We start from the raw sequence: 17,588 nt of genomic DNA, 5'->3' as shown, positions 1-17,588 counted from the left end.
CGTAAAATGTTTGTTTCGCATTGACTTTTTTGAAGCGTGTTATTCGTATCTATCATCGATAATACCTGCCAAGCGGCGTGTTAAATTATAATGTATTTAGTTGTGTTGTTATTTACGGTATCTGAAGCTTATTCGTAAATAATGAACTGCATACTAATGTGATATAGTAACATTATCAAATGGTATTTATTTTTTTATTAGTTTATTTTTAATGTGTTACTTATTCACTTCTATTTTATTTTTGTGATTTTATCTTTTTATCGGCTACTTTTACTGACAGTGAGTAAGCTGGAGTATTATGCTGTGATAGCTGCTCTACAGAGGATAAGTTACCGTTTTGATTGTTATCCAAGCCGCTGTAAATATGAGGCTTTATTGCCGTGTTAATTGTTAACTTTTGCTATAAAGTAAAGGTAGAATGGTTTATTTCTCAAAGATGTTAATAAGAAGGTGGGGTAGAGCCCCCCACCATTAAATAAAGCGTTTTAAGTTTTTGATATCAAAAGGTGGCTTTGTCTTTTGGGTTGCGACTCATCAATACCAAAAATGCTGACATAAACAAGACTAGTGTTGCTGGCGTTGGTATGGCTGATGCGCCAATAATACGTCCATCATCTAACCTAACGATATACCCTATATCGGCAAATGAGGCTAAAGTGGTGTTACTTAACGTGGTGGGGAAGTTTAAATAGCCCGTCATTAAATCTGAGTCATTGCCTGTAGGAGTAAGCCATGTTTCATCCCAATGGCCGTTTGCTGTACCTGGGCCGCCGTCTAATTCTACGGGAATATAGCTTGCTGAGGGCAAGTTAAACTCTTCTTGGTACATTGCTAAGCCATGTGCGCCAGTATATTGCCCAGTACCATTAACATAAACACTCTGATACCCCAAAAATCCATAATCAGAAGGGTTCCATAAGGTACCAAAACCCATAACATGAGCCATTTCATGAAGAATAACGGCAAACAAGGCGCCCGATGATTCTAAGCTTGCTAAGTCCGCTATATCAAAGCGCATACTACCTATGGTGGTATATAAAAAACCATCAGCTCCTCCAACGTAATTTGGTCCTGCACTGCCTAATATTCCATTTACACCATCAATATCTTGGCCTGATGCGTTAATTGTTAATGAAATATCTGCATCAGCTTGCGTGCCAATTATATGGCTTTGCCAGAAACTTGAAGCAATATCAAAAATAGCTGACTGTGAAGTTGTTAAGCCACCATTGTCAGCAATATTAATGTTAAACAATCCAGCATTAGCAGTAAGTGATGATAGGGCCAATATCGAACCACATAACATGCCTTTAAATAAATTTTTCATATAACCTCCTTCAAATGATTAAAATATACTTTATAAACTCTTTGGTAAAATAGTAAATAGTATTTATTACAATGGTTTACTTGGTTTTTATATGATGTTCTTAGTGAGTTTTTATTGGAGTATAGTATAAAAATCATTAACACATTTTTTATGGTGCTTTTGGCCGCTGTACAGATTGACTCTTTGAGTTGTGGCAACTTGTTCAGTGATAATATCTAAATGCTGTAATCATATTAAACTTAACTTTTGTACGGTTGAGTAAACTATTCATTTATTTAATTTCTAATTTCTAATTTCTAATTTCTAATTTCTAATTTCTAATTTCTAATTTCTAATTTCTAATTTCTAATTTCTAATTTCTAAGTTCTAAGTTCTAAGTTCTAAGTTCTAAGTTCTAAGTTCTAAGTTCTAAGATAAGTAATTAGTATTGCCGTTTTGAAAATTAAAAATCAATACTATGTACTAGAGGCTGTTGACCTTTCACAGTTAAATTTTGTTCGAGATGAAAGCGTTTTAATCGCGGCGGACAGCGTTTGTAGGTCATTTTTACTGCGTTATCATCTTTTATGTGACGATACATGGATGTAGCTTATTAGACAATACAGGAGCTTATTGTCCTGAATAACCACACGACAAAGGCTTTGCTTTGTATAAATACCCAACAAAAAGCTGCAAAAACAATCTCGAAAGATCAACAACCCCTAATATATTTTGACTATACTGGAGAATAAACCTTAATTGATTAGACACTTAGCTTAAGTGTCGCTATGCTCTTATAGTACGTAAATACCTAGGATTGTTATGATCATTTTTAAGATCTCCACCGCCGTTAGTATATTTTTCGTCATGCTATTTTCCACTAAAGCTGCGTTAAGTAGTACGCTGATTAAAGTTGTCGATCAGCATAATACTCCTTTAGCTAATGTTGTTATTGAGTACCTGCCCGCTAATATTAAGTTTAAAAAAGCAGATCCTACTGAAAACTTGAAAGAAAACTCTCCCCCAGTTTATGTGATGGACCAGCTTGATAAAGCGTTTGTACCCGACTTACTTGTTATTCCCAAAAATAGTTTAGTTAGCTTTCCAAATAGTGATGATATTCGTCATCATGTTTATTCTTTTTCTGCTGCGAAAACCTTTGAATTAAAGCTTTATGCAGGCCAACCTAAAGAACCAGTACTTTTTAACAATGAAGGGCTTGTAGTTATGGGGTGTAATATTCATGATGCGATGGTTGGTTATATATATGTTTCAAATAATGATGATGTTTTTATTAGCAATGAAGAAGGTGAAGTGTTAATTAATACTACATTATCTACAGGTGATAAATTACAGCTTTGGCATGCTAATGCTAAAGCTGGAATAGATAATCGCACTTTAATGGCGTTTGATAAGTTATTGATAAATAATAATGAAGTACAATTACTATTGCCTGTTAACTCTCCAGTAGAGCGCAATAGCTTTGAAGATTTATTTTCACATGCTCACTAAGCTTAGCTTCAAAGCACAAGTTACCTGGCTATCAACCAGCTTAATTTTACTGACGGTAGTGTTTCTAACGGTAAGTAATTGGCTGCGATTTGCTGATTATGCTGAGGGACAAATTGATAACCAAATGTACTTCGCACAAAATGTGCTAGAGCAAAACCTTAATCAACAAGAAAAAATGCTCATTACTGCAGCCAATGTATTAGCCGCAGACTTTGGTTTTAAACAGGCTGTAGCGACGCTTGATAATAAAACGATAGATAGCGCACTACTTAATCATGGTAAGCGCATTAATGCCGACTTAATGATGTTATTAGATGTTGAAGGGAAATTAATCACCAGTAGCTCATCTTATGTATTTAATGCCCAAATGATTGAAAGAAACATCAATAAATTGCCCTTTCGAGATATACATGCTCGACTACTAAGTATTAATAATAATGTCTTTCAAGTGATTGTTGTTCCTGTAAAGGCTCCTAGAACCATAGCTTATACAGTTATCGGCTTTAAATTTGATAAAGAGGTATTGGTGCAATTTAAAAATTTAATTGCTCTTGATGTTACTTTAATTGATGGTGATACCATCATTGAGTCAAGTATTGAGGACGCTGTCATTAAGGAAACTTTGCTTAACAGCGCGAATGAACAATCAGTAAACCTATTATCAGCAAAATCTAATTATTTTCATAAAAAAATTCAGCTAGGTAATGCCAATAAAGTACAAGCCATATTATCAGCTTCATTACTTGGTATTTATGAAGACTTTAACCAGTTAGTGACGGCTATTTTAATTATCGCTTTAATTGTTATTTTTATTGCTATTGTTTTATCCCGCCTGTTATCACAAGGCTTAGCATCACCTTTAACTATTTTGATGAACCTCACAAAAAAGATGAGTCAAGGTGATTTTGGTGTTCCTAAGCTCGCTAAACGACTCCCTGTTGAATTTACCGAATTATATCAAGGTTTTTCAATAATGAGCTCGGCAATAGAACACCGTGAGCAAGAAATTATTTACCAAGCAGATCACGACTTATTAACCGGTTTGTATAATAGACATAAAATTGTCAGTAAAATAGAAGCGCATTTAAGTAATAATGTTCCTTTGTTACTCGTCACTTTTAATATTAAAGGCTTTAAGGCGCTTAACGATACTATTGGTGTGACCAATGCCGATGGCATATTGAAAGAAATATCCGTTAGAATTACTAAATACCTTACTGCTTTGAATATTGGTCAGTTAAATGAGGCTGTTGCCGCACGTACTAACTCCGATGAGTTTTTACTAGTGATGCCCATTGAAAGTATGGGTGAAGTAAACGGTTTAATTGAGTTATTACAAATCGAGCTCAACCTACCTTTTTGGGTTGATGATATTAAAATTAGTTTGTCGCTATATTTTGGTGTTGCAAATTCAATAGAGCACGGCGTTGATTCGCAACGTCTAATAAGGCGCTCTACTATGGCGGCTGTTTCTGCTTATCAAGAGCAACTATCTTTACGATTTTATCAAGAAGGTGAAGATGAAGCTTACCTGTATAATTTACGATTAATTGAAGAGCTAAAGTCGGCTTTAGAAAGTGAAGTCAGTCCGCTTTTTATGAATTACCAACCTAAACTCAACCTTGTTACAGGGAAAGTCGATAAACTTGAGGCATTGATTCGCTGGATAAATAAAGAAGGTGACTTTGTTAACCCCGAGTTATTCGTTGATTTAGCTGAAAAGTCAGGTTTAATTGTTACCTTAACTCGATGGGTTATTTTACATGTAATTCAGCAGGTTGCGCACTGGAATCACGCTGAACATTATTTTAAGGTTTCAATTAATTTATCAGCGCAAGACATTCAGCATGAGGAATTTATTGAGTACTTACTGACAACGGTTAGGGATTATCAGGTTAAACCCCAACAAATAACGCTAGAGTTAACAGAAAGAGATTTGGCAGAAAACGAAAAATTAGTAGCCTCACGCTTAGAACACTTGAAATCTTTGGGTTTTGAGGTATCTGTTGATGACTACGGTATTGGTCAGTCTTCATTAGCTAAGTTAAAAAACTTACCAGTTGATGAGTTAAAAATAGATAAAGTGTTCATTTTAGCTCTAGATCAATGTAAAAAAGATCAAGACATTGTGTCATCAACGATTTCTTTAGGGCATAAACTAGGGCTTAGAGTGGTAGCTGAAGGAGTCGAAAATAAAGAAAGTTTGGCGTTACTCGCTAAATTTAATTGTGATTATGTGCAAGGCTATTATTTATCTCGCCCTGTAACTGCGGAGAAATTTATTCAGTGGTATGAAAGTTATGAACCATCTATTTAGCGCATTACTGTTATCACTGGCTATGATTCCTACACTGAGTACTGCTAAGGGAAAAATACTAGCGACGCCAGGGGTTGCACAAGTTGAGGGAGCTGGCGGCGGCGGTTTAGTGCCATGGGCACAATTAGCGGGCTATGCTAGCGAAGATGAAATTGCGTTGTCTGCTTTTTGTACTCAGGCAACGGTGAGCGACTTTAAATTAAATAGTTGTGGTGCACAAGTTAATTTATACGACAGGGTAGAGGTTTCGTTTGCTCAACAAAATTTTGATGTTGATCCACTATCATTAACCCTTTCACAAAATATTATCGGCCTTAAATTACGGTTGTATGGTGATTTAATTTATAGCTCTTGGCCACAGTTGTCACTAGGTCTTCAACATAAATCTATTGCAGATAATGACATTGCTTATGCGTTAGGCGCTAAAGAAGATAGCGGTACAGATGTTTATTTAGCGGCAAGCAAACTACATTTAGGCTTGTTGGCAGGGTATAACGTTTTGTGGAATACATCTATTCGATACACTAAAGCCAATGAAATGGGGTTGCTTGGTTTTGGTGGTCCTACTGAATCTGGTGCATTACAGCTAGAAGCATCGGTTGCAGTCTTACTTAATAAGCATATTGCTATTGGTACAGAGTATCGGCAAAAGCCTGATAATTTAGGCTTAAAGGAAAGTGATTGGCGTGATGTTTTTATTGCCTGGTTTCCTAATAAACATATTAACCTAACTTTAGCTTACGTTGATTTAGGCACTATTGCCGCAGTGCCTGAGCAAACAGGCTGGTATCTTTCACTCTCAGGCTCTTATTAATGCTTAAATATTTTAACAGTATACTGATAATACTATTACTGGCCCTTATTGGTGGCTGCAGTGGTAATAAAGCAACGAGTCAAAATAATTTATATTACGACGTTGGTGAGCGGCAAGGAATTGAACGCTTGGTTGATGCTTTTATTCAGCGTATTGGTCAAGATGAAACTATATTGCCTTATTTTGCTAAATCGAGTGTGTCGCATTTTAGAGCAGGCTTTATTGAACATTTTTGTGATGTGATTGGTGGCCCATGTCAGTATCAAGGAGATACTATGAAAGATATTCATACAGGTATGAATATAAATGAGGCGAGTTTTAATCGTATTGTTGAGCTGTTAATTTTAGCAATGGAGGATGTGGATATTAGTTATCCAGTGCAGAATAAAATCCTTGCCAGATTAGCGTTATTACGAAGTGAAGTTATCCATATTTAACACCAGAATACTTTTAGCCCCAAATAAAATTTTGGCAGCCTTAAAAACTAACGACTATATTTAGATAACGCTTCATTCAGATATTAACTGAATGAAGCGCTATCACCTTCAAATGGACTTCAAAGGTATTTAACTTTACTCGTTATCTATATTGAGGTTTACATGCTTAAAAATTTAAAACTCTCTGCTCAATTAAACATCTCATTTACACTTATCCTCGTGTTATTAATTATTATTTCAGTACTCTCCTATCGTGGCTTGAATCAAGGGTATAGCAACTTCACTAGTTATAGAGGTTTAGCTGTTGACACTAATTTAGCCGGAAGAATTCAAGCGAATATGCTAATGGTTAGGTTAAATGCTTTAAAGTATTTGGGAGCACCAACACCTGAGGTATTAGCTGAATATAAAGAGAGATTAGCGCAAATGGATAGCTTTTTAATGGAGGCTAAAAATGAAATTAAAAACCCAACAAGAGCGGCTGATATTAATAGCGCTATTACCCTTATTGGTGACTATAGAAAGGGGTTTGAGCAAATAGTTAGCCTTATTGCGTTACGCAACGATATTGTCAATAAAGCGCTTAATCCATCAGGTCGCAGTATGAGACAAAATATAGCAGCGCTTTTAGAGCTTACCCATAAAAATGGGAATACTAGTGCGCATTATGCTATCGCCAAAACAGAAGAAGCGCTGTTACTTGGTCGTTTATACGTAGTGAAATTTCTCGTCACCAATAATAAAGGCGATTATGAGCGGGCTCAGTTAGAGTTAGGTGAAAACCTTGTCCGAGAAAAGAACCTACTTGTCGGGCTATTAAGCTCTAATCAAGAAAAAGATTATCTTCGTCAATTTGAACAAAACTATAATAGTTATTTATCTGCATTAGAGAGCGTCTATGATGCTATTGTTCAACGCAACGACATTATTGACAATACGCTTAATCGTATAGGGCCAATCGTTGCTGATAAAGTTGAGAGTGTAAAACTTTCAGTAAAAAAAGAGCAGGATCTACTCGGGCCAAGTGCTCAAAAAAATGCTGAGAACTCTGTCTCTTTAGTTATGTGGGTATCGTTAATAAGTGTTGTTTTAGGGGCGACTATGTCTTGGTTTCTTAAAGAAGCAATTAAACGCCCTGTTGGTGGTGAGCCTTTAGAAATAGCGAATATTACTCATTCAATTTCAGGAGGGAATTTAACTTACGACTTTGGTGATACACAAACAGCTACGGGTATATATTTAGCGATTGCTGAAATGACAAATAAGCTCAAAGAACTTATCGGAGGAATTGTCGAAACAGGCAATGAAATAGCCAGTAGTGCCAATCAAATGTCTGTTGTTTCAGATCAAACAAGTGATGCGGCAATGGCACAAAAAGAGTTAACTACACAAGTGGCTGCTGCTATTAATGAAATGTCATATAGTATTCAAGAAGTTGTTAAACATGCAGCTGACTCATCTATGGCTGCATTTGAGGCAAAAGGAAAAGCTGAAAAAGGTAAAGAGGTGGTAGATGGCACTATCGCCTCTATTGAAAACCTTGCGAGTAGCGTCGAAGAGTCAGTAGAGGTTATTAAATCGCTTGAGAAAAACTCTCTTGAAATAGGCACTGTTGTGCAAGTAATACAGAGTATTTCAGAGCAAACTAATTTACTCGCGTTAAATGCAGCTATAGAGGCAGCACGTGCAGGCGAGCAAGGGCGAGGTTTTGCTGTTGTTGCTGATGAGGTGAGAGGGTTAGCGCAAAGAACACGTGCGGCAACCAGCGAAATACAAGACATGATTCAAACTCTGCAAACTGGAACTAATGATGCCGTAAAAGTCATGAATGAAAGTAAAGATGAAGCGCAAGAAACCGTAGGGAAATCTAAAGAGACTGGTGATGCGCTTGCGAGTATTTTAGAAACCATTAATTTAATTAACGATATGAACACACAAGTTGCTACTGCAGTAGAAGAGCAGTCGGTTGTCGCGAGTGAGATCAATAGCAATATCACTTCAATCAGTGACTCCGCAGAAGTTACCGCTAATGGCGCTAGTGAAACCGCAGAATCGAGCCAGCACATGTCAAGCTTAGCTCAAAAACTTCAAACATTAGTCGGTGGCTTTAAAGTTAGCTAACTTTACTTTAGGTTAACTGCTTATCGTCAGTTTTAAGGCAGCTGTTTACTAAATGCAGTTGCCTTTTTATTACCGCGCCCAAATATTGCTCATATATTTATAGGCGTCCTGTTTAATATGATAACTTGTCTTTGAATATGAGCTTTTTCATTTAATTGTATGTTATTAATAGTAATCTAGGGTAGAACCCTTGTATTATCGTATATAATTTACACCTAAGGAATAAAGTTGTGAGTGAACGTCTACCTATTAATATTGAAAAGTCTAATGAGCTCATCACATTAACCCAAGGGAAGATACACTCAGTAACTAATAAACTAGAAGCACAGCTAAACTTCCAAACCATGATGGCAAACTGGTATGGAGATGAAGACAACATTATTGCTATTTCTTTATGGCTTTATACGCCGACTGAGTTTGATGGCGTGAAAATGCAATATCATGGCACTCACGAGCTAAAACATTTTTCTGATGATGTTTTTAGTATATTCACACCTGTTCATGGTGGTGATTTAAATTGTTATATTATGATCACTGAAGCTGAGTTAACCTTAGTTGCGAAGCACCCCAAAGTATTACTGCCTCTTTTAACCACTAAATTAACCAAGGTGTTAGGGCTTATTGCTAAGCAACTGGCCTATCCAGAATTACCTTAATATTTGCCCGAGATTCAATATTAATGGCTATTAGTCGAACCCGTTTAGATCGCTTTATTAGTGAACACTGCCAAGTTAATCGAAAAGCCGTGCGGCTGTACCTTGCTCAACAGCGTATAACGGTTGACGGTATCATTATCAAAGACGTAGCTCATATTGTTGATAAGTTTTCTCTTATTTGTATGGATGACAAAGTACTACAAGCCAATGAAGCCCGATATATTATGCTTCATAAGCCTATAGGTGTTGTATCAGCCACAAAAGATGAGCAACATAAAACCGTGATCGATTTATTACCTTACTCAGATAAGCGTGAATTACACATTGTTGGGCGTTTAGACTTAAATACTTCTGGACTAGTTTTACTCACCAATGACAGTCGTTGGTCTGAAACGTTAACCCAGCCAGAAAGTAAAGTTGAAAAAGTTTATCAAGTGACACTGAAGAACCCCTTAACGAGTGATTATATTCAAGCATTTGAACAAGGAATGTACTTTGAATATGAAGGTATTACTACTTTACCCGCTAAGTTACGAATTTTAACGAGCCACAGCGCCGAAGTAGTTTTACTTGAAGGTCGTTACCATCAAATAAAACGGATGTTTGGTCGTTTTCGAAACCCTGTGGTTGCCTTACATCGTAGCGCTATTGGTCAACTTAGTTTAGATTATTCGCTCAAGGTTGGCGAAAGTCGGCTGTTAACTTCGCAGGAAGTTGCTATGATTAATAATAACTCGTAATTATGTCACTCGCATTTGAAAATAGCCTGAGTATAATACTAAGTTCAACCGTTCCTAAATTCAAAATAACAATTACTTTTTAAGTGTAACTGGAAGATATTAATGAATAAATCACTATTTTTAGCATTGCCGTTAGGTTTCTTATTAGCGAGTTGTTCTAGCTCCGAGAATACATGTGAAGATATAACTTTAGCCTCAGAACAAATTCAAGAGTGCCAAGCTTTACACCGTAAAATAATTAATGCAAAAGGTGATGTGTTAATCAGAACCGAATTAGAAAGACGTTATCAGCAAGACTGTATTGAGATTCGTTACTATCGCGATGAGCATCAAGCAGCTATTTGTGGTAACAAGCATAAACTAGAAGAGATTAAGCAAAAAGCTAAGAAAGAGGCAAAAGAAATACAAGAATAAATTTAGTAATTACCTAGCATTATTCTCGATAAGCAATGGTAGATTTTAGTGTATAAATAGTTCATTATACTGAATAATAATTTAGTTGAGTGATTGGTTTCCAGAGTAGGCTTAATGTCGCGTCTGTCGCTAAAATGGCATAAAACCTAGCTCTAATAAAGATAACGTTGGTTTGATGGGTAAAATAGACAATAAGTGCGATCAACAGACTGAAGTAACTAACCACTCTGAAGATATCGAATTACTGCGTCAAAAAAATGATGACTTGCAAGCTCGTTACACAGCATTATTTCGTTTAAATCAATTATCTCAAGAGTGTGATGAACTTAATCACTTCTATGCTCAAGTACATCGAACAATTGCTTCACTAATGACCGCAGAAAATTTATTTATTGTTTTATACGATCAAACATTTTCCTTACTTGAGTTTGTTTATTATATTGATGAAGTTGATGAGTGTCCTGAAGGAAAAATAGATTTCGCAGATTATGAAGGCTCTTTTACATCCTTAGTTATAGAGTCTAAACAGCCCTTACTTGTAACTCCTGAAATAGATCAACAGTTGCAAGATAATGCGCTGGTAAAAGAGTTTGGTGTACGTGGTACCGATTGGTTAGGTGTACCGTTATTGCATAACGACTTGGTTATTGGTGTTATTGCCGTGCAAAGTTATAGTGAAAGTGTACGCTACCAAGAAGCCGACTTAAAGTTACTGACCTTTGCTGCCCAGCATGTTGTTGGCGCTATGGTGCGTTTGCAAGATCAACAACGTTTGAAAAATGCGGTTAATGCACGCACTAAAGAGTTAATGGCACAAATTCGTGAGCGTGAAAAAGCTGAAGTATTACAAGAGTCGTTATATAAAATTTCAGAATTGAGTACTGATGTTAATCTTGATATTAATACGTTTTACAGTAGCGTACACGATATTATTGGTAAATTAATTAACGCAAAAAACTTCTTTATTGCAAAGTATAATATAGAAGAAGAGTTATTAGAGTTTTGCTACTACGTAGACCAAAAAAAAGATGATCTAATTGAAGAGTTCAAACCGCGAAAGTTATCGAACCGTTTTTCTGAGCTAGTCTTACGTAATCGCAAAACAGTTTTACTCAGTTATGAAGATATGCTTGAGCTGTATAAGCAAGGCAAAACACAAAAACCTCATAAAAATATATATTCCTGGCTAGGTGTACCATTAATTTATTCCGATAAATTATTAGGTGTAATGGTTATTCAAAGTTACGAAAGTAAAACTATGTACACCGAAGGTGATGCTGAGTTATTGAACTTTGTTTCTAACCATGTTTCTGCAGCAATTAAGCGTAGAGAGTTAGCTGATTTTGAGCGACGCAGTCATGAGCTATTAGAGCAACAAGTGAAATTAAGAACGTTAGCGCTTGAAGATGAAATAACGCAGCGTAAACAAGCCGAAAAGCTATTAAAACATACAGCTGCTCACGATAGCTTAACGGGTCTTCCTAATCGCACTGTTTTTATTGATTTATTAAGCCACGCTATAGCTAGTCGTAAACGTAATACTGACTTTTCATTTGCGGTACTTTTTCTAGACTTAGACCGTTTTAAAGTCGTTAATGACAGCTTAGGCCATCATGCAGGCGATACGTTATTAAAAATAATTGCAACTGAATTACAAAGTATCGTTCGAGAAAAAGACACGGTAGCACGCCTTGGTGGCGATGAGTTTGTTATTTTAATTGAAGATATTGACACTCAAGGAGAGGCATTTGACGTTGCCGATAGAATAACAGAATTCCTTAGCCAGCCTTTTACTATTGAAGATCAATTAGTTTATACCGGCACAAGTATTGGTATTCTTTTTGATGATGACCGTTATGATAGCGCGGATCTGATGCTAAGAGACGCTGATACGGCAATGTATCACGCTAAAGATAGCGGTAAAGGGCGTTATGAAGTTTTTGATGCTAGCATGCATAAAAAAGTTCAACACGCGTTAAGTATGGAAGCTGATATAAGAGAGGCCATTAGCAAACAAGAGTTCATTCCTTATTTTCAGCCTATTTTGCGATTAGATAATGAAGAATTACGCGGCTTTGAAGCACTGGCCCGTTGGCAGAGCGACAAGCGTGGCTTCGTGTATCCTAATGACTTCATTCCGTTAGCAGAAGAAACCGCACTGATCCAAGCTATTGATATGCAAATAATCGAAAAAGCTTGTCAGCAAGTTCGTACTTGGCAACTAGATCTTGGGTGTAGCGAGCTTTATGTAAGCTGTAACTTATTCTCCCAACAATTTTTTAGTAGCAACTTACCGAATCAAATTAAACGAATTTTACAACGCTCTGGCTTAGCGCCTAAAAACTTGCGTATAGAATTAACTGAGCGTGCTTTATTAGAAAATACTGAAATTGTTTTAACCAATATGCAAGCGCTGAAAGAAATGGGCGTAAAATTATTGCTGGATGATTTTGGTACGGGTTACTCAAGTTTAAGTTACCTACATCGCTTTCCGCTTGATGTTCTAAAAATAGATCGCTCTTTCATTAGTAATGTTCATGAGCACGATAATCATAGAGCTATTATTAAAACCATTGTTGATTTAGCGACCAATTTACAAATGGCAACGGTAGGCGAGGGCATTGAAAACTTAGCCGATGCCGAGCTCTTACAACAAATGGATTGTATGTATGGGCAAGGCTATTATTTTGCTAAACCTATGTCTGCTGTTCAAGCGAGTGCGTACATACAAGAAAAAATACAAAGCAACTCAATATTGAAGTAATTTGCTATTTTAAACCATAAGCTAATGTGTCTTAATTCTTCTGGATTATTAAAAGTGATATAAAGATGCTTATCAGAATAAATATAGACGACTTATTATATAAATTACATCGCTATTTGTTTCTCCCTAACAGCTAAGCTTTTTTATTTTTGCACCCGTTGAAATAATAAGATAGCAGCTACAACTTATTAAAAACCATGTGTAATGCTGTGTTTTATTCTAAATTCAGTTTTTTATATGGGTAAAACTGGAATTTAACCAGCACATTCTGTCGAATACCTCCTAAAATGCGCCAATAATTGTATGCTGTCTAATACGATGAAAGAAGATCATTTTTACATACATTTTGTTAAAGTGATTAAGTAGATTATGTTACTACTATCTTTCTTTAAGAAAGTAACTATTAATACAACGAGACGTTTGATCATGAATCGCTCAAACGTTTAAAACACAAATCTTCAAGTAGGTTGGGTATATCTATATTCGTTACTATAACTAGGTATAACTTAATTTACTTTTAAGGATATTTACATGCTTTTTACTGATTCACTACAAACTGATTGCCCAATTCGTCAAAAAATTCGCGAGTTCTATCGTATTGATGAAAATATTGCTGTTGATCATATTTTACCTGCCGCAGAGGTAAATGTGAGTGCGCGTAGTCGTGCATGGGATCGTGCTCGCCGCATGGTATTGCAAATTCGTCAAGACCAAGAGGGTAATGGTGCAATCGATGCATTATTAAATGAATACTCACTTTCATCTGAAGAAGGTGTGGTATTAATGTGTTTAGCCGAAGCGCTATTACGTGTACCAGATAAGCATACACAAGATGTATTGATTCGAGACAAAATATCAAAAGGTCAATGGAGCTCACACTTAGGCTCTAGTGAATCATTGTTTGTAAACGCTTCATCATGGGGACTTTTAGTTACTGGCTCTATGGTAGATTTTGCCGACAAACGTAAAAAAGACCAATTTGGTTTATTGAAAAAAACCATTGGTCGCTTAGGTGAGCCTGTAATTCGTAAATCAATGAACTATGCCATGAAAGTCATGGGTAAACAGTTTGTTATGGGTGAAACCATTAAAGCCGCTACTGAGCGTGCAGCCACCAAAGAACAACAAGGATATGTGTACTCATACGACATGCTCGGTGAAGGTGCACGTACAATGGCTGATGCTGAGCGTTACTTAAAATCATACCAAGACGCTATTGATGCAATTGGTAAAGTGGCCGTAGCATCAGGTAAAAATAATCCGCGTAAAGTACCAGGTATTTCAATTAAGCTATCTGCTATTCATCCACGTTATGAATTTAGTCATCAAGGTCGAGTAATGGCAGAGTTGGTGCCAAAGCTTAAAGCACTTTGTTTACAAGCTAAAAAATACAACATTGGTCTAACGGTTGATGCTGAAGAGTCTGAGCGCTTAGATATTTCATTAGATATTATTGAAGCTGTATTTACCGATAGCGAGCTAGGTGACTGGCAAGGTTTTGGTTTGGCGATGCAAGCTTACCAAAAGCGAGCTATTTATGTTGTTGAATGGTTACGCGACTTAACATTACGCAGTGACCGTAAAATGATGGTACGTTTAGTTAAAGGCGCGTATTGGGATACTGAAATTAAAAACGCCCAAAAAGATGGTTTAAGTCATTTTCCTGTATTCACACGTAAATCATCAACAGATGTTTCTTACCACGCGTGTGCTAATAAATTGCTTGAATATCGTGACACTATGTATCCGCAGTTTGCGACACATAATGCCTACACCGCAGCAACTATCATCGAATTAGCAGGTGACGACAAAGAAGGTTTTGAATTCCAGTGTTTACACGGTATGGGAGACTCTTTGTATGATCAAATCGTGCGCGACGAAAGTATCCAATGTCGAATTTATGCACCAGTTGGTCATCATGAAGACTTACTCGCTTATTTAGTAAGACGTTTATTAGAAAATGGTGCTAACTCTTCATTTGTTAATGCCATTGTTGATGAAAGTCAGCCAGTTGAAGCATTACTTGCCGATCCTGTTGAGAAAACTCAACGCCTAAAAGAAAAATATAATACCCAAATTATTAAGCCGATTGACTTATACGGTGAAGAGCGTGATAACTCTAAAGGTTTAGACTTAACCGATGTTAACGAAATCACTCCGTTAAAAACAGCGTTAGATACATGGTTTGAAGATCACTTAATAACCGAGCAAGATGTACCTGAAGGTGCTAATGCTGTTAGAAACCCTGCCAACCATACTGAGGTTATTGGCTTTCACCAGCACCATAATGCTGATGAAATGTTAGCAATGATCGATAAAGCTGATACCGCCTTTATTGAATGGTCAAAAACACCGGTAAGTGAACGTGCAGCTTTATTATGTCGTATTAGTGATATCTTAGAACGTCATATGGACGAGCTAATCGCCCTTTGTATCAAAGAGGCTGGTAAGGTTGCTCAAGATGGTATTGATGAAGTACGTGAAGCGGTTGATTTTTGTCGCTATTACGCAGCAAGAGCGGTGAAATTAAGCGAAGATGATCGTCTTGAACCACGTGGTGTTGTTCTTTGTATTAGTCCATGGAATTTCCCTCTAGCTATATTTTTAGGTCAAGTTGCCGCTGCTATTGCTACAGGTAATACCGTATTAGCAAAACCTGCTGAACAAACAGGTTTAATTGCCTTACGTGCTATTGAACTAATGAAATCAGTAGGCTTACCTGAGAACGTTGTACAAGCGGTTATTGCTCGCGGTAGCGTGGTTGGTAGTACTATTATTCCTGATGCTCGTGTACAAACAGTTATGTTTACTGGATCAACTGAAACTGGCACACGTATTTCGCAAACTTTAGCAGAGCGAGGTGGCGATCAAGTACCACTTATTGCTGAAACGGGCGGCCAAAACTGTATGGTTGTTGACTCAACCGCGTTACCTGAGCAAGTGGTTGACGATGTTATTTCATCGGGCTTCCAAAGTGCGGGTCAGCGTTGTTCAGCATTACGCGTTTTATTCTTGCAAGATGACATTGCTGATAATGTGATTACTATGCTTAAAGGTGCATTAGCAGAGCTACACATAGGAAACCCAGCAAACTTAAGCACGGATGTTGGTCCTGTTATTGATCAAAAAGCACTAGATGCGTTAAATGCACATGCAAGCTATATGAGTAAACATGGTAAGTTGCTGTACCAATGTGAATTTTCAGAACAAGTGGTAGATGAAAATGGTCACTTCTTCTTTGCGCCGCGTTTATATGAAATTGACGATATTAGTGTTCTTAAGCAAGAAGTTTTTGGTCCTTGTGTACATATAGTTCGCTTTAAAGGCGAAGATATTGAAAACGTTATTGAAAAAATTAATGGTACTGGTTTCGGCTTAACTATGGGGATTCATACTCGTATTGAACATCGTGCGGTTGAATTAGCTAAGTTATCTCGAGCGGGTAATATTTATATTAACCGTAACATGATTGGCGCTATTGTTGGCGTACAGCCTTTTGGTGGTCGTGGTCTTTCTGGTACAGGCCCTAAAGCGGGTGGTCCAAACTATTTAACGCGTTTAGTAAAAGAAAAATCAACCCCAGATGCTGATGAGGTCATTTTCCCAGAGAAAAAAGAAACACGTTTAACGGATGACGCACAAGGGGAACATGAAGCTATTCGTATAATGGATAAAGCGAATTGGGCTGAACAAGAGTGGCGTTTAACAGACTTAAATACGCGAATTTCTTGTGTACGCCAATTACTGGCTAAAATTTCTCATGTTGAGATTGTTGACGATTTAGCCGATAACTTAAATAGAACAATTACCTCAGCACGCTCTCAGTTAATTGATATTGAAAAGCGTATGCGAAGAGCTCAAGAGTTACCTGGACCTACGGGCGAGTCCAACATCTTGTACTTAGAAAACCGCGGTAACATTATTTGTTATGCCGATGAAGATGTTAACTTCCACTTCTGGGTGCTTTCTGTTGTGACGGCATTAGCAACAGGTAACACCGTTGTATCAGTTGTATCAGACTTATTTTATCAAGAAGCATTGGCTTTTAGAGATAAGTTTCTTGCAACTGGCGCAGGTAAAGATGTATTTCAAGTTGCTAAATTAACTCACTTAGAAGCAATGCTAGCGCACCCTGCACTTGCAGGTGTCGTGGTAGATAGTCTTTGTAATAGTAAGCACTATATTAGTGAGAAGTTAGCGCAACGCCCAGGTGCTATACTGCCAGTTATTAGTTCTGAATACTTTGATAATCTAATTCAGCGTCTAGTAACAGAAAAAACAATTAGTATCGATACTACAGCCTCAGGTGGTAACACATCATTAATGACAATGATTGAAGCTGAAGAGTAAGCGTTAAATCGTTTATTTAATCTGAACTCGGTTTAAAAGATATTTAACAAATTGAAATATCAGCAAAAATTACTTTTATGAATCGCTAGCTTGATAGTTTTTCTTCTTTTCATATGATAAGCAAGGCAAATTTCGCGTCAATAGCTGGCCTATTGCA

The 17,588-nt window shown here is 36.9% G+C and carries 11 protein-coding genes; 10 read left to right on the top strand and 1 reads right to left on the bottom strand.

The genetic code is table 11. The features are described 5' to 3' along the window. Positions 1–499 precede the first annotated feature (499 nt). Positions 500–1,327: a leishmanolysin-related zinc metalloendopeptidase gene (locus ABD005_RS06185; RefSeq protein ID WP_343816248.1), complete on the bottom strand. Its 828-nt coding sequence runs from the start codon at positions 1,325–1,327 to the stop codon at positions 500–502. An 801-nt stretch (positions 1,328–2,128) separates the two neighbouring features. Between ABD005_RS06185 and ABD005_RS06180 the strand changes: the two genes are divergently transcribed. From ABD005_RS06180 to putA, 10 genes are all read left to right on the top strand, one after another. Continuing rightward, positions 2,129–2,818 carry a methylamine utilization protein gene (locus ABD005_RS06180; RefSeq protein ID WP_343816245.1) on the top strand — a complete coding sequence of 230 codons (690 nt, stop codon included), beginning with the start codon at positions 2,129–2,131 and terminating at the stop codon, positions 2,816–2,818. Continuing rightward, the gene (locus ABD005_RS06175; protein ID WP_215980745.1) at positions 2,808–5,135 is read left to right on the top strand and encodes a bifunctional diguanylate cyclase/phosphodiesterase; all 2,328 of its coding nucleotides are present in this window, start codon (positions 2,808–2,810) and stop codon (positions 5,133–5,135) included. Before ABD005_RS06180 ends, ABD005_RS06175 begins: the two co-directional genes overlap by 11 nt. Then, entirely contained in the window at positions 5,110–5,949 is an 840-nt protein-coding gene (locus tag ABD005_RS06170; RefSeq protein ID WP_215980746.1) for a DUF3034 family protein, read from the top strand. Before ABD005_RS06175 ends, ABD005_RS06170 begins: the two co-directional genes overlap by 26 nt. After that, positions 5,949–6,386, top strand: coding sequence for a group I truncated hemoglobin (locus ABD005_RS06165; protein ID WP_343816242.1), 438 nt, complete (start codon positions 5,949–5,951; stop codon positions 6,384–6,386). The genes ABD005_RS06170 and ABD005_RS06165 overlap by 1 nt, the downstream gene beginning before the upstream one ends. Positions 6,387–6,548: 162 nt before the next feature. Beyond that, complete coding sequence (locus tag ABD005_RS06160) at positions 6,549–8,507, top strand: methyl-accepting chemotaxis protein (protein ID WP_343816239.1); 1,959 nt, start codon at positions 6,549–6,551, stop codon at positions 8,505–8,507. Between the two features lie 230 nt (positions 8,508–8,737). Further along, the gene (locus tag ABD005_RS06155) at positions 8,738–9,163 is read left to right on the top strand and encodes a hypothetical protein (protein ID WP_343816236.1); all 426 of its coding nucleotides are present in this window, start codon (positions 8,738–8,740) and stop codon (positions 9,161–9,163) included. Positions 9,164–9,186: 23 nt separating this feature from the next. Continuing rightward, a complete protein-coding gene (locus tag ABD005_RS06150) occupies positions 9,187–9,903 on the top strand; it encodes a pseudouridine synthase (protein WP_343816233.1) in 717 nt (238 codons plus the stop codon). Positions 9,904–10,005: 102 nt separating this feature from the next. Beyond that, positions 10,006–10,317 carry a hypothetical protein gene (locus ABD005_RS06145; RefSeq protein WP_215980751.1) on the top strand — a complete coding sequence of 104 codons (312 nt, stop codon included), beginning with the start codon at positions 10,006–10,008 and terminating at the stop codon, positions 10,315–10,317. Between the two features lie 175 nt (positions 10,318–10,492). Continuing rightward, complete coding sequence (locus ABD005_RS06140; protein ID WP_343816386.1) at positions 10,493–13,081, top strand: sensor domain-containing phosphodiesterase; 2,589 nt, start codon at positions 10,493–10,495, stop codon at positions 13,079–13,081. Positions 13,082–13,612: 531 nt separating this feature from the next. Then, a complete protein-coding gene (gene putA / locus ABD005_RS06135) occupies positions 13,613–17,431 on the top strand; it encodes a bifunctional proline dehydrogenase/L-glutamate gamma-semialdehyde dehydrogenase PutA (protein WP_343816228.1) in 3,819 nt (1,272 codons plus the stop codon). Positions 17,432–17,588 lie beyond the last annotated feature (157 nt).

Origin of the sequence: Colwellia asteriadis (assembly GCF_039523295.1) — a bacterium.
Lineage (GTDB): Bacteria > Pseudomonadota > Gammaproteobacteria > Enterobacterales > Alteromonadaceae > Colwellia > Colwellia asteriadis.
This window is presented reverse-complemented; position numbering and strand designations above follow the sequence as displayed.

Coding starts and splice junctions, on each gene's coding strand:
- ABD005_RS06185 (WP_343816248.1), bottom strand. CDS start 1,327: ATGAAAAATTTATTTAAAGGCATGTTATGTGGTTCGATATTGGCCCTA.
- ABD005_RS06140 (WP_343816386.1), top strand. CDS start 10,493: ATGGGTAAAATAGACAATAAGTGCGATCAACAGACTGAAGTAACTAAC.
- ABD005_RS06170 (WP_215980746.1), top strand. CDS start 5,110: ATGAAAGTTATGAACCATCTATTTAGCGCATTACTGTTATCACTGGCT.
- ABD005_RS06160 (WP_343816239.1), top strand. CDS start 6,549: ATGCTTAAAAATTTAAAACTCTCTGCTCAATTAAACATCTCATTTACA.
- ABD005_RS06175 (WP_215980745.1), top strand. CDS start 2,808: ATGCTCACTAAGCTTAGCTTCAAAGCACAAGTTACCTGGCTATCAACC.
- putA (WP_343816228.1), top strand. CDS start 13,613: ATGCTTTTTACTGATTCACTACAAACTGATTGCCCAATTCGTCAAAAA.
- ABD005_RS06145 (WP_215980751.1), top strand. CDS start 10,006: ATGAATAAATCACTATTTTTAGCATTGCCGTTAGGTTTCTTATTAGCG.
- ABD005_RS06180 (WP_343816245.1), top strand. CDS start 2,129: ATGATCATTTTTAAGATCTCCACCGCCGTTAGTATATTTTTCGTCATG.
- ABD005_RS06165 (WP_343816242.1), top strand. CDS start 5,949: ATGCTTAAATATTTTAACAGTATACTGATAATACTATTACTGGCCCTT.
- ABD005_RS06150 (WP_343816233.1), top strand. CDS start 9,187: ATGGCTATTAGTCGAACCCGTTTAGATCGCTTTATTAGTGAACACTGC.